The organism is Pseudomonas sp. Ost2 (assembly GCF_018326065.1).
In the GTDB taxonomy this organism is placed as follows: domain Bacteria; phylum Pseudomonadota; class Gammaproteobacteria; order Pseudomonadales; family Pseudomonadaceae; genus Aquipseudomonas; species Aquipseudomonas gingeri.
The window spans coordinates 3,227,028-3,249,547 of sequence record NZ_AP021904.1 but is presented as its reverse complement, the minus strand read 5'-3'; the positions used below and the strand labels follow the sequence as shown (position 1 = coordinate 3,249,547).

The following is a 22,520-nucleotide window of genomic DNA, read 5'->3' as shown; positions in this document are numbered from 1 at the left end:
CAGCATCGTCACGACCGTGACCTTGAGTGTTGCAGGCACTCATTGCCCGCATCCGGTTGCGGCCGGGGCGATACCGACCTATGTTCCAAGCGACAGGTTTTCTGCAACCTGCTCCCCTCATCCGCTGTCCATCCACTACGAACTTCCCGTAATGAGGTGACCCCATGCCGAACAACTCCCGCCCCGCCGTCCTCGAACTGATCGGCAATACGCCGCTGGTACGCGTCAGCCGTTTCGATACCGGTCCGTGCACGTTGTTCCTCAAGCTCGAATCCCAGAATCCCGGCGGCTCGATCAAGGATCGTATCGGCCTGGCGATGATCGACGCCGCCGAACGCGATGGCCGCCTGCGCCCCGGCGCGACCATTGTCGAAGCCACCGCCGGCAACACCGGCCTGGGCCTGGCGCTGGTCGGCCGGGCCAAGGGCTACCGGGTGGTGCTGGTGGTCCCGGACAAGATGTCCACCGAGAAAGTCCTGCACCTCAAGGCCATGGGCGCCGAGGTGCATATCACCCGCTCCGATGTCGGCAAGGGCCATCCCGAGTACTACCAGGATGTCGCCGCCCGCCTGGCCAGGGAGATTCCCGATGCGTTCTTCGCCGACCAGTTCAACAACCCGGCCAATCCCCTGGCCCACGAAACCAGTACAGGCCCCGAAATCTGGGCACAGACCCAGCACGATGTCGACGCCATCGTCGTCGGGGTCGGCTCGGCCGGCACCCTGACCGGGTTGACCCGCTTCTTCAAGCGCGTACAGCCCGACCTGGCCATGGTCCTGGCCGATCCGCTCGGTTCGGTGATGGCCGAATACAGCCGCAGCGGCGTCATCGGTAGCGCGGGTTCCTGGGCCGTGGAAGGCATCGGCGAGGACTTCATTCCATCGATCGCCGACCTGTCCAGCGTGCGCCAGGCCTACTCGATCAGCGATGAAGAAAGCTTCGACCATGCCCGCCAGTTGCTGCGCGCCGAAGGCATCCTCGGCGGCTCGTCCACCGGCACCCTGCTGGCCGCGGCACTGCGCTACTGTCGCGAGCAGACCGAGCCCAAGCGCGTCGTGACCTTTGTCTGCGACACCGGCACCCGTTATCTGTCCAAGGTCTACAACGACCAGTGGATGAACGATCAGGGACTGCTGCAGTACAAACGCTACGGCGACCTGCGCGACCTGATCGCCCGACGCTTCGAGGACGGCCGGGTGATCAGCGTGGGACCGGACGATACCCTGCTCACCGCCTTCCAGCGCATGCGCCTGGCGGATGTCTCGCAATTGCCGGTACTGGTGGACGGCCAACAACTGGTGGGCGTGATCGACGAATCGGATATCCTGCTGGGCATGCATGACGATGCGACACACTTTCGTCTGAGCGTGTCCAGCGTCATGACCAACAAACTGCAAACCCTGGCCCCCGCCGCCAGCCTCGCCGAACTGCAGGCCGAGCTGGCCCGCGGGCTGGTGGCGATCATTGCCGACGCGTCGGGCTTCCATGGCCTGATCACCCGCGTCGACCTGCTCAATCACTTACGGAGATCCCTTGCATGAGTCAGCACGACAAGTCCGCCGCACCCCGCGCCTTCGCTACCCGGGTCATCCACGCCGGGCAGTCGCCGGACCCGACCACCGGGGCGCTGATGCCGCCGATCTATGCCAACTCCACCTATCTGCAAGACAGCCCTGGCGTGCACAAGGGCTTCGACTACGGGCGCTCCCACAACCCGACGCGCTTCGCCCTGGAGCGCTGCGTGGCCGACCTCGAAGGCGGCAGCCAGGCCTTCGCCTTCGCCTCCGGCCTCGCAGCGATTTCCACGGTGCTCGAACTGCTCGACGCGGGTGCCCATGTGGTCTCCGGCAACGACCTCTACGGCGGCACCTTCCGCCTGTTCGACAAGGTGCGCCAGCGTAGCGCCGGGCATCGTTTCAGCTTCGTCGACCTGACCGACCTGGCTGCCTTCGAGGCGGCGCTGCGGGACGATACGCGGATGGTCTGGGTCGAAACGCCGAGCAACCCCCTGCTGAGCCTCACCGACCTGGCCGCCATCGCCCGCCTCTGTCGCGACCGCGGCATCATCTGTGTCGCCGACAATACCTTTGCCAGCCCCTGGATCCAGCGCCCGCTGGAGTTGGGTTTCGATATCGTGGTGCATTCGACGACCAAGTACCTGAACGGCCACTCGGACGTGATCGGCGGCATCGCGGTAGTCGGGCACAATGCCGAACTCGCCGAGCGCCTGGGGTTCCTGCAGAACTCGGTAGGCGCCATTGCCGGGCCATTCGATGCCTTCCTTACCCTGCGCGGCGTGAAGACCCTGTCGTTGCGCATGGAACGCCATTGCAGCAACGCCCTGGAGCTGGCGACCTGGCTGGAGCGCCAGCCACAGGTGGCGCGGGTCTATTACCCCGGCCTGGCGTCGCACCCGCAGCATGAACTGGCACGCCGGCAGATGCGTGGCTTCGGCGGGATGATTTCCGTCGACCTGAAGAGCGATCTGGCCGGCGCCAGGCGCTTCCTCGAAAGCGTGCAGATCTTCGCCCTGGCCGAGAGCCTGGGCGGCGTGGAAAGCCTGATCGAACACCCGGCGATCATGACCCACGCCACCATTCCGGCGCAGACCCGCGCGCAACTCGGTATCGGCGATGCCCTGGTGCGCCTGTCGGTGGGTGTCGAGGATGTCGAGGACCTGCGGGCCGACCTGGCACAGGCGCTGGCCCGGATCTGAGCCCCGCCAGGCCGCCCTGCCGGCAGGGCGGCCGTCGCAAAAACGGGACGGCCAGGCGTCGTCGGCTAGACTCCACGTGTCCCCCCCTCTCGTGGAGAACCCGGATGATCAGCAAAAACACGATTTGTCTCTGGTACGACGGCGCTGCCCTGGAGGCCGCGACTTTCTACGCCGGGACCTTCCCGGACAGCGCGGTGAAAGCCGTCCACCGAGCCCCCGGCGACTACCCCGCCGGCAAACAGGGCGATGTCCTGACCGTCGAGTTCACGGTGCTGGGTATCCCGTGCCTCGGCCTGAACGGCGGGCCGGCGTTCAAGCACAGCGAAGCGTTCTCGTTCCAGGTGGCCACCGACGACCAGGCCGAAACGGACCGCTTGTGGAACGCCATTGTCGGCAACGGTGGCCAGGAAAGCGCCTGTGGCTGGTGCAAGGACAAGTGGGGTCTGTCATGGCAGATCACCCCTCGCGTGCTGACGGCGGCGGTCACCCACCCCGACCCGGCGACCGCCAAGCGTGCCTTCGACGCCATGATGGGCATGGGCAAGATCGATATCGCGAAGATCGAAGCGGCGCTCAAGGGGTGACCGTCGTGGTCTGGGGCCGGGGCGCCTGGGCAATAACGGCAGCATCCGGACGCCGGGTTCTCACCTGCATATGACAACAACCCGATCCGTACCCATACTATGCCGGGACCAGGTCCCCTTACCTCAAAAGCCCGCCGCCAAGGAAGCTCAATTGCACGACTCAAGCTATCTGGAAACTCTGCGCGCCCGCTTCAATTGCGCAGAGAAACTCGACTATGTCTTTTTCTGGGGACACCAACAAAGCAAGAGTGGCATCACCGCTTCCTGCTTCAGCCAGTGGTATCCAGCCGAGTTCATCGTCGACGGGCAACGCTACCTGACGGCCGAACATTTCATGATGGCCGAAAAGGCGGCCCTGTTCGGCGATGAGGAGATCCGTGCCCAGGTCCTCCTGGCGCCCACCCCCAATGCCGCCAAGGCGCTGGGCCGCAACGTTCGCGGCTTCAACGAGGAAGTCTGGCTGCAACAGCGCTATGCAATCGTCGTCCGCGCCAACCAGGCCAAGTTCACCCAGAACCCGGAGCTGGGGGCGTTTCTCGAGCAGACCGGCTCCGCGATCATTGTCGAGGCCAGTCCGGTCGATCGCATCTGGGGGATCGGGCTCGCCCAGGACGACGAAAACGTGAACAACCCCAATCTGTGGCAAGGCCTGAATCTGCTGGGGTTCGCGTTGATGCAGGTGCGCGACGCACGCTGACGCTGTCCATGGGCAGTCGGAGACGACAAAGCCCGGCCATACCCCGAGCATCGGCACCAGACGAGTCACCGGCTCTGTATCACAGTGTGTCTGAACCACCTTGCGATACCGGGGCTTTCATCCGGCCCCGGATTGGACACAGGCCAGATACTTCACGGCGTTCAAATGCAGGCAAGGTTTGAAGGGGTCGATCCGAACCCCTGGCCGAGACTTGCAACGGAGACGTCACCATGAAGATGGCACTGCACAACCACCCGACCGATAAATCCCGCCGCCGTCTGGCCGGTTCGTCGATCCTTGCCCTCGCCCTGCTCGGCACGTTCGGCGTGGCCCACGCACAAACGAGCGACGCCGTCCAGCCAACCGCCCCCCGTGCTGGCACCACCCATGCCGCCCCCTCTCCATTCGGCCCGCTGAAACACGTCAACGCCGGGCTGCTGGACGTGGCCTACGCCGAGACGGGTCCGGCCAACGGCCCGGTGGTGATCCTCCTGCACGGCTGGCCCTATGACATCCACAGCTATGACGAAGTCGCGCCCCTGCTGGCGGCAAAGGGTTATCGGGTGCTGATGCCGTATGCCCGTGGTTATGGCGATACCCACTTCCTCTCCGACAAGACCCTGCGCAACGGCCAGCCGGCCGCGCTGGCCAGTGACGTCATCGATTTCATGGACGCCTTGAAAATCAAGCAGGCCGTGCTCGGTGGTTATGACTGGGGCGCACGCTCGGCCGACATCGTCTCGGCACTGTGGCCTGAACGGGTCAAGGCGCTGGTCTCGGTCAGCGGCTACCTGATCGGCAACCAGGCGGCCGGCAAGAACCCGCTGCCGCCCAAGGCCGAGTTGCAATGGTGGTATCAGTTCTACTTCGCCACCGACCGCGGCCGTGCCGGGTACGAAAAGAACACCCACGACTTCGCCAAGCTGATCTGGCAACTGGCTTCGCCGAAATGGGCGTTCGATGACGCGACCTACGACCGCAGCGCCAAGGCCCTGGACAACCCCGACCACGTCGATATCACGGTCTTCAACTACCGCTGGCGCCTGGGCCTGGTCCAGGGCGAGAGCCGCTACGATGTCCTGGAGCAGAAACTGGCGACGGCACCGTCCATCGGCGTGCCAACCATCACCCTCGAAGGCGATGCCAACGGCGCACCGCACCCGCCCCCGAGGACTACGCCAAGCGTTTCACCGGCAAATACGAGTTCCGCCTGATCAGCGGCGGCATCGGCCACAACCTGCCGCAGGAAGCACCGCAGGCGTTTGCCAAGGCCGTGATCGACGCGGATCATCTCTGACGCCCATGTGATCCGCTCCGTGATCCCTCAGCTTGCGGCACCGCCAGACCGGACGGCACACCCGCCGTCCGGTTTCGTTGCAGCTTGCGGGGTTGCCGGGTCACAGGTGGATGGCCGGACCTCTTTGAGCCGCAGACAGGGATTGTCCTGCGGCAACTCGCTGAACAGCCATGAGGGATCGATCAGCAGATAGCCGTTGAGACGCCTGGTCCTGCGCGGCTCCTGCATCTCGCAAGCCCAGATATTCAGGCCATCCGCTCGCTTGCGGTGCAGCTCCAGCCTTTCGAAACAACGCTGGATCCACTGCCAGTCCCCCACGCCCTGCTCCTTGGCTATTCGCCCGACGTCCGGATGCTCCCGGGCATAGCGCTGAAAGATCTTCGGTGTCACCAGCAAGGCCGTGCCGGCCACGCCGTGGACCTTGGCGTTGGCCTCGTTGACGGCAATCGCCCCGCTCTGCACGCCTTGGCGAAGCCACGTCATGAAGACCTGCCCCAGGTCCTCGTCGCTCACTCCCTCATCGGTCGATTCCAGGCGAGGCAAACGCTCGGGAGGCGCCGGCGGCCTCGGCACCGCCGGCTCCCGGGCAGGCGTCACGGTCTGCTCCAGGGCGCGCGAGGCCTGGTCGGCCTGGACGAGTATCTCCGAGAGAACGCCCGCCTCTTCGCAATGCCCGCTCAGGGCATGGATCAGCGCGGCCAGGGGTTCGGGGTAGGCGCTCAACCAGTCGAGGATCGTGACGGGCAGCACCTGCGCATACAGCAGCGCCGTCGCCGCACCGTGGAGCATCTGTGAGTGCGCCTTCGAATACCTGAAACGATACTCACGCCGGATGGGACCATTCCAGGGATGCCACACCGCCCCATCCGCCAGATGCACTTCCATGTCGACGACGATCCTGCCGATGTCGTGCAGCAGCGCCACATACGCGATGCTGGCGCTCCAGGCTTCGGCTTGCAGCGCCTGGGTTTGCGGATCGGCCCCCACCGGCAACAGATGCGACTGGCGGATCTTCAGGGCATAGGCCATGGTTTCCAGGCCGTGATCGAGCATCCCGCCCAGGTAGGCATGGTGGCGGCTTTGCGAGGCCGGTAATTGCTGGACCAGCTCGGCATAGCGCTCGATGGGGCGCAGGTAGAGATCGGCAAACTGATTGCGCGACAACGAGGTGCGCTGCCAGATGTGCTCCAGCAACTGGCGTCGGCGAGGCGTTGACAACAAATCGGCGGCCGGCTTCGGCACAAGATGGCCAGGCGTGGAGATGGCCCCGGAAGTGGCCGCCTTTTTCGACTTCGATCGCCAGAACATTCGGCGCGTTATCCCTGTTGGAGAACCAACCCGTCTTTTGCCCCTAAGCAGGGCCGGATTCCAGGGTAAAACAGATCTCCGCCGGCGTGGTTTATCAGCGCTGGGCAAGCGAACGGCACCACGCCAGGGTCTGCCTCAAGCCTCCGGGGTCGATAGATCGGCAACTGGCGGCGTGTCCTTGGGCATGACCTGCGCCAGGGCCTCGCGCAATTGCAACTGGTTATAGGGCTTGAGGATCCGTGGCAGTTGCAGCGCCATGCCCTCCAGGTGCTGGGCATATCCGGTGACCAGGATGATCGGCAGCGCGGGATACAACTGGCGCACCGCCTCGGCCAACTGCGCCCCATCCATCTGCGGCATGGCCACGTCGGTGATCATCAGGTCGATATCCGGGTGTTGCCCGAAGCACTGCAGCGCCTGGACACCGGAAACTGCACAGATCACCCGGTGCCCCAGATCCTCCAGTAGCAGCATGGTGCTGTTGAGGACCAGACTGTCATCGTCGACCACCAGGACCGTCAGGGACTTGAACACAGGGCCGTGCGGTTTCTCGGGCAGCAATGGCAGCCGCGTGATGCCATCGGTCGCCATCGGCAACCAGAGTTCGGCAGTGGTGCCCTGGCCCTTGCTGCTCTTGAGCACCAGCCGCCCGCCCAGTTGCTCCGCCAGGCCGTGGACCATCGACAGTCCCAGGCCGGTCCCCTTGCCCACCCCCTTGGTGGTGAAGAACGGATCGGCCGCGTAGGCCAGGGTCTGCTCATCCATGCCTTCGCCATCATCGATCACCGACAGGCACACGTAGTCATCGTGGGGCAGCGTACCGGTCCTGCCGCGTACCTCGGCGTTGATCCGGATAGTGCCGCCCGCCGGCATCGCATCGCGGGAATTGCTCACCAGGTTGAGCAATGCCAGCTCCAGCTGGTTGACATCGACATCCACCGCCGGCAGTTGCTCGGGCAGTCGGGCCTGAACCACCACCTGCGGCCCCACCGAACTGCATAACAGTTCGAGGAGATTGGCCACCAGTTGCGGCAGGTGCACGGCCTCGGTCTTGAGTTCCTGACGCCGGGCGAAGGCCAGCATGCGCTGGGTCAACGAGACGCCACGGGCAGTGCCGAGCAACGCGTTGTCCACCAGCCGCGAGAGTTTCGGATCGCCATCGACACGCTTGTGCAACAGTTCGAGGTTGCCCTGGATGACGGTCAGCAAGTTGTTGAAGTCATGGGCGATACCGCCGCTGAGTTGGCCGATGGCCTGGAGCTTTTGCGACTGGAACAGCGCCTCGCGCGCCAGTTCCAGCTTTTTCTGCGCCTCGACCGACTCACTGATATCGCGGGTGATTTTGGCAAAGCCGATGATCTCGCCGGTATCGGCGCGGATCGGGTCGAGTATCACATGGGCCAGGAACCGCGAACCGTCCTTGCGGACCCGCCAGCCCTGCTTCTCGAACCGCCCTTCGCTCGCGGCGATATCCAGGGCCCGCCGGGGCTCGCCGTTGGCGCGATCCTGCTCGGTGTAGAACAGCGAGAAATTCTGGCCGATGACTTCCTGCGGCGTATACCCCTTGATGCGCTGCGCGCCGAGATTCCAACTGCTGACCCGCCCTTCGCGGTCAAGCATGTAGATGGCGTAGTCGGTAACGCTTTGCACCAGCAGGCGAAATTGCTGCTCGCTCTGTTTCAGGCTTTGCTCGGCGAGCTTGTGGTCGGTCAGGTCGCGGGTGATTTTCGCGAAGCCCAGCAGGCCGCCCCGTGGATCGCGAATCGGATCGATCACCACATGGCACCAGAAGCGTGTGCCGTCCTTGCGGACCCGCCAGCCCTCGCCTTCGAATCGACCCTCACGCAGGGCAGTGTCCAGGGCCCGCGCGGGAAGTCCGTCGCGGCGGTCTTCAGGGGTGTAGAAGCAGGAGAAATGCGCACCGAGGATTTCCGTCTCCTGATACCCCTTGAAGCGCCTGGCCCCACTGTTCCAACTGACGATAATGCCCTGGGGATCGATCATGTAGATCGCATAGTCGATCACCGCATCGACCAGCAGACGGAAACGATTATCATCGAACTCGTTTCGAAACGCAGGTTGATCGGACATGGGGGGCTCCGCCGTTATTTTCCGATACATTACACCGGCCCCGCCGACCTGGCCTAAAAAACCGCATCGGCCTCACAGCCGGACAAGATGCCACCGCGCCGGCCTGCTCCTGAAAATGCCGCCCTCTGCGATCCAGTTTCCTTGCGGCACCCACCGCCCCGATTTGCCACCGTGTCCTTATCACTGCGTGAGGACACCTGGATGTTTTGCTTTCCTACCCGGCCATTGGTCGTCGCTGTAACACTCGCTTTTCCGTTGACCGCCGTGCTGTCGGGCTGCGCATCGCCCGAGATCCCGGATGCCCGGCCCGCACCGGAGGTGTCCGAGGAGCGGGTGTTGCGCGCCGAGAGTGCGGGCTTGTTGCGTATCGACCGCTATACCCTGGCCGACACGAGGCCACGCAGCGATCAGCTGGATCTGCTGAGCCAGGTCATCGATATCCGCATCCCCGAGGGGGCGAAGCCGACGGTCCAGGAAGCCATGGGCCATGTGCTGCGCCAGTCGGGATATGGGTTGTGCCCGGCACCCGCGGGGGGCGCCGGCGATATCCGGGTGTTGTATGCCCATCCGCTGCCCGCCGCGCATTACCGGCTGGGGCCGGTCACGGTGCGCAATGCCCTGCTGACATTGGCGGGCCCGGCCTGGCGACTGGAGGTGGACGAGTACGCCCGCCGGATCTGCTTTGTACGCCTGACACGCTTGCCGACAAGCGCGATGCCCTTGTCCGCGGCGTTACCGGCGGGAGATCGATAATGGCGCGCCCTTGCCGAAACGCACTTGTTCAAGGCGCGACCCTGGCCCTGCTGGCGGGCATCGCGCTGTATCTGGGCGGCAAGCTCTCGACACTGTCGACAGAGGTGCATTCGCGCCCCTCGGCCGATCATCTGGAAAGCCTGCAGCAGCAGTTGCAAACGGTCGACGCCGAACTGGAGGCCTTGCGGCAATCGAGCGGTGCGCTCCAGGCAGAGTCCCGACGCGCTGAACAGGCCCTCCTCAAGCGCCTCGGCGCACTGGAGACGGGCAACCGCTCCGTCGATACCCTGGCCTCGGGCCTGGCCGCGCTGGGCGCCCGGATGGAAAACAGCGAAGGCACCCTGCTGACGCTCAAGGCCCGCCTGGAAAGCCGCCCGGTGGCTTCCGCTCCCGCCCTCGCCACAGCGTCAGTGACATCGGACGGTGGCGAACCCGTAGCCCGCTCGAAGGCCAGGCCACGCGCAAGGAAAACCACCGCTGCCGTACAACCACCCTTCACCATCGTGGGCCTCGAGTCGCGTGGGGGCGAATCCTTCCTGGCGGTGGCGCCCAGCGGGCAGCCGCAGCTTGCCGCCATCGAGCTGCTGCGGCCGGGCATGGCGTTTTCGGGCTGGCGCCTGAATGCTCTGGAGTCGGGCAAAGCCCAATGGCGCCGGCCTGACGGCAGTTCCCTGAGCGTCTCGATCCAATGAGGGCCACAGCATGAACGTGAACACTTTCGTGGTTGTATTGAGCGCAGCCTATCTATTGCTACTGCCCGTGGCACAGGCCGAGACACGGGAACGGCAGGCCGTCGAAAGCGACCGTCACCAGGCAAGCGAGGTACGCCAGCTGGAACTGGAACGGGCTGCCGACTGGGGACTCAAGCAGGAGGAATGGCAGCGTTTCCGCCGCGTGATGGAGGGCCCCCTGGGCATCTACTCGCCCAACCTCGACCCGCTGACCGCGCTGGGCATCGAAGCGCGGGACAGCACCGAACAGCAGCGCTATGCCGAGTTGCAGGTACAGGCCGAGGTGACGCGACTGCAAAAGCTGATGGCCTACCAGAACGCCTACGATCAGGCCTACAAGCGTCTTTACCCCGACCAGTTGCCGGTCAACCTGATCGCTGCCAACCCGCCGCCACTGATGTCGCCCGTCGTGCCGGCGGGACGACTGGCGGTGTTCGTCACCACGGACTGTTGGGGCTGTGTCGAGCGCGTCCGCCAGCTTCAGCACGACCGGCAGGCTTTCGATCTGTACCTGGTCGACAGTCGAGGCAATGACGCGCTCATCCGCGAATGGGCGAGAACGGCCGGGATTGAACCACACAAGGTGCGCCTGCGGGAGATCACCCTCAACCACGATGCCGGACACTGGCAGCGCCAGGGCGACAACGGGACATTTCCGGCCGTCATGCAGGCCGTCAATGGCCGATGGCAGCGGCGATGAACCCTGGTCGCCTGGTCTTGCTCGGCGCCCTGGCGGGCGGCTGCCTGCTGGCGTTGCCGGTGACCGCCGCGTCGTTGCCCCCCCTGGCCTACCGGTGGGCCACCCAGGGCACGCCGGTACCACCGCAAGTGCTGTACGCATTGGCCCTGCAGGAAAGCGGCGCCTCGCTGCGGGGTCGCTTGCGACCCTGGCCCTGGACCCTGAATGTGGCCGGCCTGCCCTATCGCTATGCCGACCGGCAATCGGCCTGCCACGCCCTGCTCCGGGCCATCGACCAGGTCGGGGCGAAGCGGGTCGATGCCGGCCTGGGGCAGATCAACCTGGGCTGGAATGGCGAGCATTTCGCTCATCCCTGCGAGGCACTGGACCCCTACCGCAACCTGAGCGTCGCCACCGCACTGCTGCTTGAGCACAAGACCGCGGAGATCGACTGGGTAACGGCGGCCGGCCGTTATCACCGTCCTGCTGGCGGCGCACCCGCCGAACGCTATCGCAAAACCTTTGCCCGTCATCTGGCCCGAGTCACCCTCGGCGCCGTTCAAGGAAGATATACACCATGAAATCCCCCATCTGGTGAGCGCCATGGCGCTGCTGCTGGCCCATGGCACACAGGCCGGGCTGAAGGTTGTCGAAGACCTGGGCGCAGACTCTGCCCTGCCCTATTACCGCTCGCTCAATCCGTCGCCGTCCGCTCTGTCGGCAAAGGCGATGGCGCTACCGCCCGTTCGCCTGGCGGCCTATGGCGAGGCGGACATGCTGCCGGTGCAGTCCGAATCCCTGGTCCCCGGGCACATCGATCCTCGCGTGCACCACGTACCCGGATTGCAGCCGGTTTTCCTGGTGGGCGATGACGAGCTGTCACGACGCTGGTTGCAGCAGCGGGCAGCGGTACTGCGTGATCTCGGCGCCGTCGGCCTGGTCGTCAGCGTGCAGCGGCTACAGGCACTCGCCGAGCTGCGCCAGTTGGGCGCGGGCCTGACGATGGTGCCGGCCGCGGCGGATGACCTGGCACGCCGGCTGGGGCTCGAACACTACCCCGTGCTGGTGACCGCCACCGGTATCGAGCAATAGCCATGACCCACTCCCATACCATCGAAGCGTTGCTGCGTCCGGCCGTGGAGCTGTACACCGTGGCAGTCTGCGTGGCCGGCGCCGGCCTGGGCCTGCTCGCGCCCTGGTCGCTGGCGTTGACACCCCTGTTCGGGGCGGTGGCCTCCCTGTTCTTTCTCCTGTTCGGCTGGATTCGCCTGCGCCAGGCATTGCTGGTGTTGCGCTATCGCCGCAATATCCGCCGGCTGCCACGCTATGTGATGACCAGCAGGAAGGTGCCCGTCAGCAATCGGCGACTGTTTATCGGCAGCGGTTTCAAGTGGGAACAGCGGCACACCCAGCGTCTGCTGCAGACCTACCGGCCGGAGTTCCGTCGCTACGTGGAACCGCCTGCCTTGTTCCAGCAGGTCCGCAGGCTGGAAGAACGCCTGGAAAAAGCCCCCTTCCCGCTGAGCCTGATCCCCGCCGTCAGCGCCTGGGACAGCCCGCTCAACCCGTTCCGCCCATTGCCGCCGGTAGGCGGTTCGCCCCGGCTGCATGGGGTCGAGCCCAATGAAGTCGAGGTCTCGCTGCCGCTCGGCGAGCGCGTCGGTCACAGCCTTGTGCTCGGCACGACCCGGGTCGGCAAAACCCGGCTGGCGGAGCTGTTCATCACCCAGGATATCCGTCGTAGGAGGGACGCCGGCGATCGCTGTCACTTCGAACCGGTGATCGTCTTCGACCCCAAGGGCGACGCCGACCTGCTCAAGCGCATGTATGTCGAAGCCCAGCGGGCCGGGCGTGGCGACGAGTTTTATGTGTTCCACCTGGGGTGGCCGGACTTTTCCGCACGCTACAACGCCGTTGGGCGTTTCGGGCGTATCTCCGAAGTCGCCAGCCGGATCTCCGGGCAGCTCTCGGGTGAAGGCAGCAGCGCCGCCTTTCGCGAGTTCGCCTGGCGCTTCGTCAACATCATCGCGCGGGCGCTGGTGGCCCTGGGGGTGCGCCCGGACTACCTGAAGATCCAGCGACACGTGATCAATATCGACGCCCTGTTCATCGAGTACAGCGGGCACTACTTTGCCCAGCGTGATCCCGGGGCCTGGGACATCATCGCGACCCTCGAAGCCAGCCTCAACGACAAGAACACGCCCCACAACATGCGCGGCCGACAGAAACGGGTGACGGCGATTGACCAGTACCTTTCCCGCATACGGGTGGCCGATCCGGTGCTGGACGGGCTGCGTTCGGCCGTGCGCTACGACAAGACCTACTTCGACAAGATCGTCGCCTCGCTCCTGCCCCTGCTGGAAAAACTCACCACCGGGCGCATGGCGGAACTGATCTCGCCCGACTACAGCGACCTTGACGATCCCAGGCCGATTTTCGACTGGATGCAGGTCATTCGGAAGCGGGCGATCGTCTATGTCGGGCTCGATGCCCTGTCCGACCCGGAAGTGGCGGCGGCAGTGGGCAATTCGATGTTTTCCGACCTGGTGTCCGTGGCCGGCCATCTCTACAAGTTCGGCCTCGACGATGGCCTGCCGGACAGCGCCCGGGAACAGAAAACCCCGATCAACCTGCATGCCGACGAATTCAACGAACTGATGGGCGACGAGTTCATCCCGATGATCAACAAGGGCGGTGGCGCGGGCATCCAGGTCACCGCCTACACCCAGACCATCAGCGACATCGAGGCCAGGATCGGCAACCGGGCCAAGGCCGGCCAGGTGGTGGGCAACTTCAACAACCTCTTCATGTTGCGGGTGCGGGAAACCGCCACCGCCGAGTTGCTGACCCGCCAGTTGCCCAAGGTCGACGTGTACTCGACCACGCTGGTCAGCGGCGCCACTGACAGCTCCGACCCGGCGGGCGGCACCGACTTCACCAGCAATACCCAGGACCGGGTCAGTTCCACCAGTGTCCCGCTGATCGAGCCCGCCCACATTGTCAGCCTGCCCAAGGGACAAGCCTTCGCCCTGATCGAAGGTGGCAACCTGTGGAAGATTCGCATGCCCCTGCCGGCCCCGGACCCCGATGAACACATGCCCGGAGATCTGCAAGCCCTCGCTGCGAACATGCGCCAGCGTTATGTCGATGGCGGTGGCGAATGGTGGGCCACCACCGGCACACAGGACGTGGGAGCGCCATTGCCGGTGGATCTGCCGGACGATTTCCTCACTGCCCATTGAAGGGAACGACAACATGGCGACCACCGGCGAAACCGCAAGAAACCAGCAGGTCTATCGAGAAAAAGGCCTGTTCGGCACACTCCTCGGGCTCCCCTTCAGCCTGCTCGGCATCCTGCTGGCGGCGCTGTTTTTCAGCGTGGCGAGCGAGTGGCTCGGCCTGTTCTTTTTCTGGCCGGACGAGGGCTGGCACCACTCGCGGGACATGTTGAACAGTGAGCTGGCCTGGATCTCGACCGGCTTCAACCAGAGCTGGCTGCTCGATCAGCCGGAACAGAACGCCCGCCGGATCATCGCCCTGGCTTACGAGTGGGGCTTCGAGAAGACCGGACTGATCAACGGCATCAACCTGCCGGCAGAGTCCCCGCGGATGAACGAACACCGCGGTACGGGATTGCAGTACTACCTGGGACAGGCCCGGGTACGCACGCAGGACTATGGATTGGCGGCGGTCTATGCCGTGCTGACCTTTCTCGCGCGGATACTGATCCTGCTGCTGACCCTTCCGCTGATGCTGATGGCGATCTTCACTGGCGTGGTGGATGGCCTGGTGCGCAGGGATCTGCGCCGGTTCGGTGCCGGCCGGGAATCGGGGTTCATCTACCACCGGGCGAAGATGTTGATCACCCCCCTGGCGGTCGCGCCCTGGATCCTCTATCCGGCGCTGCCCATGAGCGTAAACCCGTTATTGATCCTGTTGCCCGCTGCGGCCGCCCTGGGCCTGGTAGTGAGCATTTCGGTCGGCAGCTTCAAGAAATACCTGTGATGGGCCTGAGCGTAAAACCCACCGCGTCCAATCCTGTTTTCCGGCTGCCATCGCCCTCTTCCTGCGGCACGCTCGTTGAACTTTCTTCGAGCGGATCGCCTTTATGCCTATTGCCTTGAGACCCCTTCGATATACCGCGTTGGCAGCGAGCCTCGGCATTCCCCTGGCACTGGCCGAGCCAACGGCCCATGAACGCACGCACCTGGCCGGACTGCTGCGCCAGCTCGACGCCGCCAGCCGGCAGGCGAACGCCAGCGCTGCTCTGCCGAGGGATGAACAGGCGCGCTTCAGCTTCGACTACCGCCGTCTCTCTGCCGACCTGGAACTGGTACGCCAAGGCATCGAAGGCTATCTCAGCCCGTCCCGGGCCCAGCCCCGCGCCCTGCCCGAGCTGACCGGTCACTACACCCGTTCCAGCGGGGTTGCGCCATGAGCATGAGTGCATCGCAGCTCTCGGCTTTTCAGGCCATGGGCGGCTTTACCCCCCAGCAGAGCACCGGATTGCTGACTGGCCTGGTGCTGGCCATCGCGCTGATCTTCGCCGCCTGGGCCCTGGTCAGCGGCTACCGCGGCTGGGCCGGCGGACAACTGTCCCAGGGCAAGTTCGCCAGCCTGGCGACCAAGGTGGCGCTGATCTACATCCTGCTCACCCTGCTCTTGCTGCACTGATTATTTCCCGTTTCACACACCGCCATTGGAGGCACCCGATGAACATCCTTTCCCTCTTCAAACAGCTCGTCCGCCCGCTTTCGCGAGTGGCGCCCGCCGCCGGCGCATGGTCGGCAACGCCGGTGTCCGCCGCCCTGCCCGAGATGGAGGCGCCCAGCCGCGGCGAAGGCAACGGCATCATCCAGACCCTGCAGAATCACGGCTACGACATCGTCGCCCTGATCGCCCTGGCCATCGCCGCCGCCGCGTTCTGCGGCGTCGCCTATCACGCCTACTGCTGTTACTCCGAGGTGCAGAACGGCAAGAAGACCTGGGGGCAGTTCGGCCTGACCTGCGGCGTGGGTGCCCTGTTGCTGGTGATCATCATCTGGTTGTTGACCAAGGGCACGGAAGTACTGTGAGGATGATCCAGCGATGAATCACGACCCGGATCACTTCCTGGCCGACGGCACCATCCGCTTCCTGCCGTCGCGTCTCAATCACCAGCCGGTCATCGTGCTGGGCCTCACCGCCGATGAAATGTGGCTCACCGTCACCGTGGCGGCGCTGGCGGGCACCTGCCTGGGCAGCGCGGCAGCGGCGCTGTCGCAGAGCATTGCCCTGGTCCCCTCGGGGATCGTACTCTGCATCGGCCTGGGCCTGTTCGTTGGCGGCAACCTGCTGCGTCGTCACAAGCGCGGCAAGCCCCAGACCTGGTTGTATCGGCACCTGCAATGGCAACTGGCGACCCACTGGCCGCTGCTGGGCTCCTGGATCGGCGCGGCCGGCCTGGTGACGCGCGACGGTCTCTGGAGCACACGCCGGAGCCCGCGCCCATGAGCCGCTTCAAGAATGAAATCGCCCGGCTGGAGTCCCATGTCAAGACGCTGCGCGCCGGCTGCGGGCTGCTGTTCGGCACCGCGCTGCTCATGGGGCTGGGATGGTGGGAGGCGCCACGGAACCTGACCATCAATATTCCGCCCGACCTGCGCTCGGGCAGCACCCGCAAGTGGTGGGAGGTCCCGCCGGAGTCGGTCTATACCTTCGGTTTCTACATCTTTCAACAGCTCAACCGCTGGCCCGTCGATGGCGAAAAGGACTACCCCCGGGCCATCCACAAACTCTCCGCGTACCTGACACCCGCCTGCAAGTCCCAACTGGAAAGCGACTTCCAGCAACGCCAGATCGCCGGCGAACTGCGCAGTCGCACCCGGGGCGTCTTCGAGATCCCCGAAAGGGACTACACCCAGGCGCCAGAGCTGCGGGTCAAGGTCCAGGGCCGGGACCAATGGCTGCTGAACCTCGACCTCGCCACTGAGGAGTTCTACGGATCGGAGCGGGTCAAGCAGGCCTTCGTGCGTTATCCCCTCAAGGTGGTGCGCCGGGACGTCGACCCGGAGAAGAACCCCTTCGGCATGGCCCTGGACTGCTACGACGGTGTGCCGCAACGCATTGCCACCTCCTCGCGGCCCGCCGGCGACCCCGCTTCTCCCGCGCAAGGAGATGACTGATGCCCCGGTTGAAAACCATGCTCGCCCTCATGCCGGCCTTCTGGCTGGGCTGCGGCGCGGTCCAGGCCGTCGAATTGATGACCTGGGAACGCCTGCCACTGGCTGTCCCGCTGCAGGTCGGCCAGGAACGGATCCTGTTCATCGACCAGAATGTCAGGGTCGGTGTCCCGCGCTCACTGGGCGACAAGCTGCGTATCCAGAGTACCGGCGGTACCCTCTACCTGCGCGCCAATGCGCCGATCGAACCCACCCGCCTGCAACTGCAGGACGTGCAGACCGGTGAAATCATACTGATCGACGTCGCGGCACGGGCTGCCCAGGCCGCTACCGCCCTCGAACCCATCCGGATCGTCAAGGGTCCCGGCAGGCCCAGACGCTACGCCGACACTGTGGCAACGACTTCATCGAACAACAATGTGCCGACAGCGCCGGGCGCCCCAGTCGCACAGCCAGGCGGCTCAAGGGAAACACCGATACCGGTGGTCCTGACCCGCTACGCCGCACAAAGCCTTTATGCCCCGCTGCGCACCATCGAGCCTTTGCCCGACGTGATCGCGCTGAAGGCAACGCGTGACCTGGATCTCTCGGACCTGATGCCCGGCCAGCCGCTGACGGCCCGTCTGCTGGGTGCCTGGCAACTGGACGACTACATCGTCAGTGCGGTCAGCTTGCAGAACCTCTCGCAGCGGATACTCAACCTCGACCCACGCGAGTTGCAGGGCGACTTCACCAGCGCCGCCTTCCAGCACCCTTACCTGGGCCCGGCACACCAGGCCAGCGATACCACCGTGGCTTACCTGGTCACCCGCGGTCGCGGCCTGGCGCAGTCACTGTTGCCCAACCTGAGCCCGGTGGATGCCGGTCGTCCTCTTTCCCTCGCGGATGGGGGTGACCATGCACAGTAGCGGCCTGCTCAAATGGCTGATCCTGCCGTTGGTGCTGTTGGTGTTCTTCGCAGTGATCAAGGCCTGCTCCAGCAAGGACGCCTCCGGCGCGAACCCCGAGCACGGCGGCCATCGCCTGACCGCGGAGGAAATGAAGCAACTGGGCATCGACGGTGATACCCCCCATGACACGGTTGCCACGCTGGTGGCCCAGACCAAGGCCATGCGCGAGGAATTGAAAGCCCTGCTCTCTGAAAACAAGGATCAACAGCAGGAAAACACCCGCCTGCGACGTCGTGACAGCGAGATCGACCAGCGTATCCAGCAAATTATCGGCGCCGAACTGGAGAAGGCGCAGCACAAGGCCCCAACCGGGCTGAGCGCCCAGGAGACGCAAAGCCTGCTGGACGATCTCCAGCAGAAACTGTCGATGCAATTCACCGCCAGCCGCGGGGCGGACCTGCCCATTGGCCTGGGACTCGAGCCCGGCGACGAGGGGCAGTTCGCCGGCGGCGACGATGAGCTGGTCTGGACCGAACCCCAGGACGCGACCGCCGTCGATGCCCGGGGCAAACCCCTGCCCGCCGGTTCCGGCAAACCGGCACAGGGCCTGAGCTTCCCTACGGATTTCAGTGAAGGGGCAGCCCAGCGCAAGCTCGACGCCAGCGCGGTGGACAGTCGACCGAAGACTGAAGACAAGGCCCCCGCCAGGCCCGTCTATACCCTGCCGGAGAACAGCACCCTGACCGGTTCCATCGCCATGACCGCGCTGATCGGTCGGGTGCCGGTGGACGGCGTGGTCAACGATCCCTACCCGTTCAAGGTGCTGATCGGCCCGGACAACCTCACCGCCAATGGCATCGACCTGCCGGATGTCGCGGGAGCGGTGATCAGCGGCACTGCCGCCGGAGACTGGACCCTCTCCTGTGTGCGCGGGCAGATCGTCAGCCTGACCTTTGTCTTCAACGACGGACGCATCCGTACACTGCCCGCGCCGAAGAAACTCACCGGTCGCCAGGGCAACAGTCAGACAGCCAGCACCTCGACCGGCAGGATCCAGGGCGGCATCGGCTGGCTCAGCGACCCGTACGGCGTGCCCTGCATCGCCGGCGAGCGGCGCTCGAACACCCAGCAATACCTGGGCACCAAAAGCCTGATCACCGCCGCGGGGGCCGGCGTGGCCAAGCTGCTCGAGGCCGACAAGGCCGACGCCAGTACCGTGCTCACGCCCGGCGGAGCGACCGTGGGCGCCGGGCCCTCGGCGCTCAACAGCATCCTCTCGGGAGGCGTGAAAGATATCGGTGACTGGGTCAACAAGCTCTATGGACAGGCCTTTGCCGCCGTCTACGTGCAACCCGGCGCCCAGGTGGCCGTGCATCTGGACCGGCAACTGGAGATCGATTACGAAACCCTCGGCCGCCAGGTGCGGCATGTCGCTGGAGGAACCCATGCGTCTACCCTCGATTGACCCACTGCCCTGCCTGCTGTCGGGCGCCCTGCTGATCGCCGGCTGCAGTACCGACAAGGACCACCTGCTGCCCCATGGCCCGCAGACCATGGCGGATATCTGGAACCGGCAATCCGCCCAGGGCGCCCGCGGCCCCGGCAATAATCCGCTGCAAGAGGTGCGTCTGGCCCTGCGCCGGCCTCTCGCCGACGGCGCCTCCGAGCAACCGGCCTACACCCGCACCGCCCGCAACGAGATACACAGTCAGTTCAGGCGCCTGCCCAACCCGGACCTGGTGATGTACGTCTTTCCCCACCTGGCAGGCTCCGATCCGGTACCGGTGCCCGGCTACAGCACGGTCTTTCCGTTCTACCAGCGGGTGCAGTACGCCCTGCCCGGCGAGCGGACGGAGGATTACTGATGAAACCCCACGAGAACCCACGCAAGCGTCCCGCCACCGTGGCCGATGAACAGGCGCTCTATGCAGCGACACCCAGCTTCGTCGATTTGCTGCCATGGGTGGAGTTCCTGCCCGACTCGCAATGCCTGTTGCTGGAGGACGGCGAGTCGGTGGCGGCGTTCTTCGAGCTGACGCCCATCGGCACCGAGGGTCGCGAAGCGAGCTGGCTGCGCACGGTCCGCGACGCCCTGGAAAATGCCTTGCAGGACAGTTTCGACGAGCTGGAGGAACAACCCTGGGTGCTGCAGCTCTATGCCCAGGACGAGACCGACTGGGGCGGCTATCTGCACAGCCTCGGCGACTATGTGCAACCCCGCGCCCGGGGTTCGGCGTTCACCGAGTGCTACCTGCGGATGTTTCAACAGCACCTCGAGGCCCTGTCGCAACCCGGCGGGCTCTTTGAAGACACCGTGGTGACCCAGCTGCCCTGGCGCGGGCAAAGCCGCAAGGTGCGGCTGGTGGTGTACCGCCGCGGCAAAGGCACGCCGCCCCAGCGTGGCCAGACCAGCGAAGAGGCCCTCAACAGCCTCTGTGAGCGCCTGAGCGGTGGGTTGGGCAACGCCGGCGTGAAGACACGGCGCCTGGACGGTGCGCAGATCCACCGCTGGCTGCTGCGCTGGTTCAACCCCGCCCCGAAACTGCTGGGCAATAGCCCGCAGCAGCGCCAGGACTTCTACCGGCTGGCGGACTATCCGCCGGACGCCGCCGACGAGGAACTGCCACTGGCCAGCGGCAGCGACTTCGCCCAGCGCCTGTTCTTCGAGCAGCCGCGCTCGGATGTGCAACAGGGACTCTGGTACCTCGACGACATGCCCCATCGCGTGGTGGTGCTCGATCGCCTGCGCTCCCCGCCCATGACCGGTCACCTGACCGGCGAAACCACCAAGGGCGGCGATGCCATCAATGCCCTCTTCGACCAGATGCCCGAAGACACGGTGCTCTGCATCACCCTGGTGATCACCCCGCAGGACACCCTGGAGGCGCACCTCAACCACCTGGCGAAAAAATCCGTCGGCGACACCCTGGCGTCCGAGCAGACCCGCGACGATGTGCAGCAGGCCCGCGCGCATCTTGGCAGCGCGCACAAGCTGTACCGGGGCGCGGTGGCCTTCTACCTGCGCGGTCGCGACATCAGGGAGCTCGACAGCCGTACCTTGCAGCTCAACAACGTGATGCTCAATGCCGGATTGCAGCCGGTGCGCGACGAGCATGAAGTCGCCCCGCTCAACAGCTACCTGCGCTGGCTGCCCTGCGTGTTCAACCCGGGCATGCGCCAGAGCGAGTGGTACACCCAGCTGATGTTCGCCCAGCACGTGGCCAACCTGGCGCCGATCTGGGGGCGCAGCGAAGGCACCGGGCATCCCGGCTTTACCTTCTTCAATCGCGGTGGCGGCCCGTTGACCTTCGATCCCCTCAACCGCCTGGACCGCCAGATGAACGCCCACCTGTTTCTCTTCGGGCCGACCGGTGCCGGCAAGTCGGCCACCCTCAACAACCTGCTCAACCAGGTCGTGGCGATGTATCGCCCCCGGCTGTTCATCGCCGAGGCCGGCAACAGCTTCGGCCTGTTTGCCGACTTTGCCCGGCGCCTGGGCCTGACAGTCAACCGGGTCAAGCTCGCGCCCGGCTCCGGTGTCAGCCTGGCGCCCTTCGCCGATGCCTGTCGACTGGTGAACAGCCCCGCGCAGGTCCTGACCCTGGATGCAGACGACCTCGATGACAACGACAGCCCGCAAGAGGACGAACGCGATGTACTGGGAGAGCTGGAGATCACCGCGCGCCTGATGATCACCGGTGGCGAGGAAAAGGAAGAACAGCGCCTGACCCGCGCCGACCGCAGCCTGATCCGCCAAAGCATCATCAACGCCGCGCACGACTGCGTGAACCGGGACAGGACCGTCCTCACCCAGGACGTTCGCGACGCCCTTCGTGCCATGGGCCATGACACCGACCTGCCGGAGCAACGACGCCTGCGCCTGCTGGAAATGGCCGACGCCATGGACATGTTCTGCCAGGGCGCCGACGGCGACCTGTTCAACAGCGACGGCACGCCCTGGCCGGAGGCCGATATCACCCTGGTGGACCTGGCGACCTACGCCCGCGAGGGCTACAACGCACAGCTCTCCATCGCCTACATCTCGCTGATCAATACCGTGAACAACATCGCCGAGCGGGACCAGATGCTCGGTCGGCCGATCATCAACGTCACCGACGAGGGGCACATCATCACCAAGAATCCGTTGCTGTCGCCCTACGTGGTGAAGATCACCAAGATGTGGCGCAAGCTCGGTGCCTGGTTCTGGCTCGCCACCCAGAACGTCGACGACCTGCCCAGGGCCGCGGAGCCGATGCTGAACATGATCGAATGGTGGATCTGCCTGAACATGCCGCCGGACGAAGTCAACAAGATCGCGCGGTTCCGCGCGCTCACCGATGCCCAGAAGACGCTGATGCTGTCCGCCCGGAAGGAGTCCGGGAAATTCACCGAGGGGGTGATTCTGTCCAAGTCCATGGAGGTGCTGTTTCGCGCGGTACCGCCCAGTCTCTACCTGACCATGGCCATGACCGAGCCGGAGGAAAAGGCCGAGCGGTTCGAATTGATGAAGGCCCGGGGCATCAGTGAACTGGAGGCGGCGATGGAGGTGGCGCGGCGGATCGATGGCAAACGCGGGATTTCCACCGCCACGCTCGACAGTACCCGCGAATGAC

Annotated in this window: 22 protein-coding genes and 1 pseudogene; 21 read left to right on the top strand and 2 right to left on the bottom strand. The window is 65.2% G+C overall.

Annotated elements, in window-relative coordinates:
• The first annotated feature begins 164 nt into the window (after nucleotides 1-164).
• From KI243_RS14405 to KI243_RS14385, 5 genes and pseudogenes are all read left to right on the top strand, one after another.
• A complete protein-coding gene (locus tag KI243_RS14405; RefSeq protein ID WP_017127485.1) occupies nucleotides 165-1,541 on the top strand; it encodes a pyridoxal-phosphate dependent enzyme in 1,377 nt (458 codons plus the stop codon).
• The gene (locus KI243_RS14400) at nucleotides 1,538-2,716 is read left to right on the top strand and encodes a cystathionine gamma-synthase (protein WP_177107630.1); all 1,179 of its coding nucleotides are present in this window, start codon (nucleotides 1,538-1,540) and stop codon (nucleotides 2,714-2,716) included. Before KI243_RS14405 ends, KI243_RS14400 begins: the two co-directional genes overlap by 4 nt.
• A 104-nt stretch (nucleotides 2,717-2,820) precedes the next feature.
• Nucleotides 2,821-3,300: a VOC family protein gene (locus tag KI243_RS14395; protein ID WP_212811051.1), complete on the top strand. Its 480-nt coding sequence runs from the start codon at nucleotides 2,821-2,823 to the stop codon at nucleotides 3,298-3,300.
• A 151-nt stretch (nucleotides 3,301-3,451) separates the two neighbouring features.
• Nucleotides 3,452-3,997, top strand: a complete 546-nt coding sequence (locus KI243_RS14390) for an NADAR family protein (RefSeq protein WP_212811050.1) — start codon at nucleotides 3,452-3,454, stop codon at nucleotides 3,995-3,997.
• 230 nt (nucleotides 3,998-4,227) lie between these two features.
• Nucleotides 4,228-5,294, top strand: a pseudogene (locus KI243_RS14385) (alpha/beta hydrolase).
• A 27-nt stretch (nucleotides 5,295-5,321) separates the two neighbouring features.
• Here the strand turns inward: KI243_RS14385 and mobH are convergent.
• Together mobH and KI243_RS14375 are read right to left on the bottom strand one after the other, a co-directional pair.
• Nucleotides 5,322-6,602, bottom strand: a complete 1,281-nt coding sequence (gene mobH / locus KI243_RS14380; protein ID WP_212811049.1) for a MobH family relaxase — start codon at nucleotides 6,600-6,602, stop codon at nucleotides 5,322-5,324.
• A gap of 135 nt (nucleotides 6,603-6,737) precedes the next feature.
• Nucleotides 6,738-8,693: a PAS domain-containing sensor histidine kinase gene (locus KI243_RS14375; RefSeq protein ID WP_212811048.1), complete on the bottom strand. Its 1,956-nt coding sequence runs from the start codon at nucleotides 8,691-8,693 to the stop codon at nucleotides 6,738-6,740.
• A 201-nt stretch (nucleotides 8,694-8,894) separates the two neighbouring features.
• On the opposite strand from KI243_RS14375, the gene KI243_RS14370 reads away from it, so the two are divergent.
• From KI243_RS14370 to KI243_RS14295, 16 genes are all read left to right on the top strand, one after another.
• Nucleotides 8,895-9,446 (top strand): PilL N-terminal domain-containing protein, encoded by a 552-nt coding sequence (locus KI243_RS14370; RefSeq protein ID WP_212811047.1) that lies wholly within the window; start codon nucleotides 8,895-8,897, stop codon nucleotides 9,444-9,446.
• Nucleotides 9,446-10,138 (top strand): hypothetical protein, encoded by a 693-nt coding sequence (locus KI243_RS14365; protein WP_212811046.1) that lies wholly within the window; start codon nucleotides 9,446-9,448, stop codon nucleotides 10,136-10,138. The genes KI243_RS14370 and KI243_RS14365 overlap by 1 nt, the downstream gene beginning before the upstream one ends.
• A gap of 10 nt (nucleotides 10,139-10,148) precedes the next feature.
• Nucleotides 10,149-10,877, top strand: a complete 729-nt coding sequence (locus KI243_RS14360) for a TIGR03759 family integrating conjugative element protein (RefSeq protein ID WP_212811045.1) — start codon at nucleotides 10,149-10,151, stop codon at nucleotides 10,875-10,877.
• Nucleotides 10,874-11,437, top strand: a complete 564-nt coding sequence (locus KI243_RS14355; protein ID WP_244861863.1) for a lytic transglycosylase domain-containing protein — start codon at nucleotides 10,874-10,876, stop codon at nucleotides 11,435-11,437. The genes KI243_RS14360 and KI243_RS14355 overlap by 4 nt, the downstream gene beginning before the upstream one ends.
• Nucleotides 11,379-11,948, top strand: coding sequence for an integrating conjugative element protein (locus KI243_RS14350; protein WP_244861862.1), 570 nt, complete (start codon nucleotides 11,379-11,381; stop codon nucleotides 11,946-11,948). The genes KI243_RS14355 and KI243_RS14350 overlap by 59 nt, the downstream gene beginning before the upstream one ends.
• 2 nt (nucleotides 11,949-11,950) lie before the next feature.
• Complete coding sequence (gene traD, locus KI243_RS14345) at nucleotides 11,951-14,098, top strand: type IV conjugative transfer system coupling protein TraD (RefSeq protein ID WP_212811044.1); 2,148 nt, start codon at nucleotides 11,951-11,953, stop codon at nucleotides 14,096-14,098.
• 13 nt (nucleotides 14,099-14,111) lie between these two features.
• Entirely contained in the window at nucleotides 14,112-14,861 is a 750-nt protein-coding gene (locus tag KI243_RS14340; RefSeq protein ID WP_177082140.1) for a TIGR03747 family integrating conjugative element membrane protein, read from the top strand.
• Between the two features lie 139 nt (nucleotides 14,862-15,000).
• Nucleotides 15,001-15,294 carry an RAQPRD family integrative conjugative element protein gene (locus KI243_RS14335; protein ID WP_244861861.1) on the top strand — a complete coding sequence of 98 codons (294 nt, stop codon included), beginning with the start codon at nucleotides 15,001-15,003 and terminating at the stop codon, nucleotides 15,292-15,294.
• Nucleotides 15,291-15,530 (top strand): TIGR03758 family integrating conjugative element protein, encoded by a 240-nt coding sequence (locus KI243_RS14330; protein WP_212811042.1) that lies wholly within the window; start codon nucleotides 15,291-15,293, stop codon nucleotides 15,528-15,530. Before KI243_RS14335 ends, KI243_RS14330 begins: the two co-directional genes overlap by 4 nt.
• Before the next feature lie 38 nt (nucleotides 15,531-15,568).
• The gene (locus KI243_RS14325; protein ID WP_212811041.1) at nucleotides 15,569-15,931 is read left to right on the top strand and encodes a TIGR03745 family integrating conjugative element membrane protein; all 363 of its coding nucleotides are present in this window, start codon (nucleotides 15,569-15,571) and stop codon (nucleotides 15,929-15,931) included.
• 13 nt (nucleotides 15,932-15,944) lie between these two features.
• Nucleotides 15,945-16,349, top strand: coding sequence for a TIGR03750 family conjugal transfer protein (locus KI243_RS14320; protein WP_177130934.1), 405 nt, complete (start codon nucleotides 15,945-15,947; stop codon nucleotides 16,347-16,349).
• Nucleotides 16,346-17,020, top strand: a complete 675-nt coding sequence (locus tag KI243_RS14315) for a PFL_4703 family integrating conjugative element protein (RefSeq protein ID WP_212811040.1) — start codon at nucleotides 16,346-16,348, stop codon at nucleotides 17,018-17,020. The genes KI243_RS14320 and KI243_RS14315 overlap by 4 nt, the downstream gene beginning before the upstream one ends.
• A 17-nt stretch (nucleotides 17,021-17,037) precedes the next feature.
• Nucleotides 17,038-17,925 carry a TIGR03749 family integrating conjugative element protein gene (locus KI243_RS14310; protein WP_212811202.1) on the top strand — a complete coding sequence of 296 codons (888 nt, stop codon included), beginning with the start codon at nucleotides 17,038-17,040 and terminating at the stop codon, nucleotides 17,923-17,925.
• The gene (locus KI243_RS14305; protein ID WP_212811039.1) at nucleotides 17,915-19,372 is read left to right on the top strand and encodes a TIGR03752 family integrating conjugative element protein; all 1,458 of its coding nucleotides are present in this window, start codon (nucleotides 17,915-17,917) and stop codon (nucleotides 19,370-19,372) included. Before KI243_RS14310 ends, KI243_RS14305 begins: the two co-directional genes overlap by 11 nt.
• Nucleotides 19,353-19,772 carry a TIGR03751 family conjugal transfer lipoprotein gene (locus KI243_RS14300; protein WP_017127506.1) on the top strand — a complete coding sequence of 140 codons (420 nt, stop codon included), beginning with the start codon at nucleotides 19,353-19,355 and terminating at the stop codon, nucleotides 19,770-19,772. Before KI243_RS14305 ends, KI243_RS14300 begins: the two co-directional genes overlap by 20 nt.
• The gene (locus KI243_RS14295) at nucleotides 19,772-22,519 is read left to right on the top strand and encodes a conjugative transfer ATPase (protein WP_212811038.1); all 2,748 of its coding nucleotides are present in this window, start codon (nucleotides 19,772-19,774) and stop codon (nucleotides 22,517-22,519) included. The genes KI243_RS14300 and KI243_RS14295 overlap by 1 nt, the downstream gene beginning before the upstream one ends.
• The last annotated feature ends 1 nt before the right edge of the window (nucleotide 22,520 follow it).

Coding starts and splice junctions, on each gene's coding strand:
- KI243_RS14340 (WP_177082140.1), top strand. CDS start 14,112: ATGGCGACCACCGGCGAAACCGCAAGAAACCAGCAGGTCTATCGAGAA.
- KI243_RS14295 (WP_212811038.1), top strand. CDS start 19,772: ATGAAACCCCACGAGAACCCACGCAAGCGTCCCGCCACCGTGGCCGAT.
- traD (WP_212811044.1), top strand. CDS start 11,951: ATGACCCACTCCCATACCATCGAAGCGTTGCTGCGTCCGGCCGTGGAG.
- KI243_RS14375 (WP_212811048.1), bottom strand. CDS start 8,693: ATGTCCGATCAACCTGCGTTTCGAAACGAGTTCGATGATAATCGTTTC.
- KI243_RS14395 (WP_212811051.1), top strand. CDS start 2,821: ATGATCAGCAAAAACACGATTTGTCTCTGGTACGACGGCGCTGCCCTG.
- KI243_RS14325 (WP_212811041.1), top strand. CDS start 15,569: ATGAACATCCTTTCCCTCTTCAAACAGCTCGTCCGCCCGCTTTCGCGA.
- KI243_RS14300 (WP_017127506.1), top strand. CDS start 19,353: ATGCGTCTACCCTCGATTGACCCACTGCCCTGCCTGCTGTCGGGCGCC.
- KI243_RS14400 (WP_177107630.1), top strand. CDS start 1,538: ATGAGTCAGCACGACAAGTCCGCCGCACCCCGCGCCTTCGCTACCCGG.
- KI243_RS14305 (WP_212811039.1), top strand. CDS start 17,915: ATGCACAGTAGCGGCCTGCTCAAATGGCTGATCCTGCCGTTGGTGCTG.
- mobH (WP_212811049.1), bottom strand. CDS start 6,602: ATGTTCTGGCGATCGAAGTCGAAAAAGGCGGCCACTTCCGGGGCCATC.
- KI243_RS14320 (WP_177130934.1), top strand. CDS start 15,945: ATGAATCACGACCCGGATCACTTCCTGGCCGACGGCACCATCCGCTTC.
- KI243_RS14355 (WP_244861863.1), top strand. CDS start 10,874: ATGAACCCTGGTCGCCTGGTCTTGCTCGGCGCCCTGGCGGGCGGCTGC.
- KI243_RS14405 (WP_017127485.1), top strand. CDS start 165: ATGCCGAACAACTCCCGCCCCGCCGTCCTCGAACTGATCGGCAATACG.
- KI243_RS14370 (WP_212811047.1), top strand. CDS start 8,895: ATGTTTTGCTTTCCTACCCGGCCATTGGTCGTCGCTGTAACACTCGCT.
- KI243_RS14330 (WP_212811042.1), top strand. CDS start 15,291: ATGAGCATGAGTGCATCGCAGCTCTCGGCTTTTCAGGCCATGGGCGGC.
- KI243_RS14365 (WP_212811046.1), top strand. CDS start 9,446: ATGGCGCGCCCTTGCCGAAACGCACTTGTTCAAGGCGCGACCCTGGCC.
- KI243_RS14310 (WP_212811202.1), top strand. CDS start 17,038: ATGCTCGCCCTCATGCCGGCCTTCTGGCTGGGCTGCGGCGCGGTCCAG.
- KI243_RS14315 (WP_212811040.1), top strand. CDS start 16,346: ATGAGCCGCTTCAAGAATGAAATCGCCCGGCTGGAGTCCCATGTCAAG.
- KI243_RS14360 (WP_212811045.1), top strand. CDS start 10,149: ATGAACGTGAACACTTTCGTGGTTGTATTGAGCGCAGCCTATCTATTG.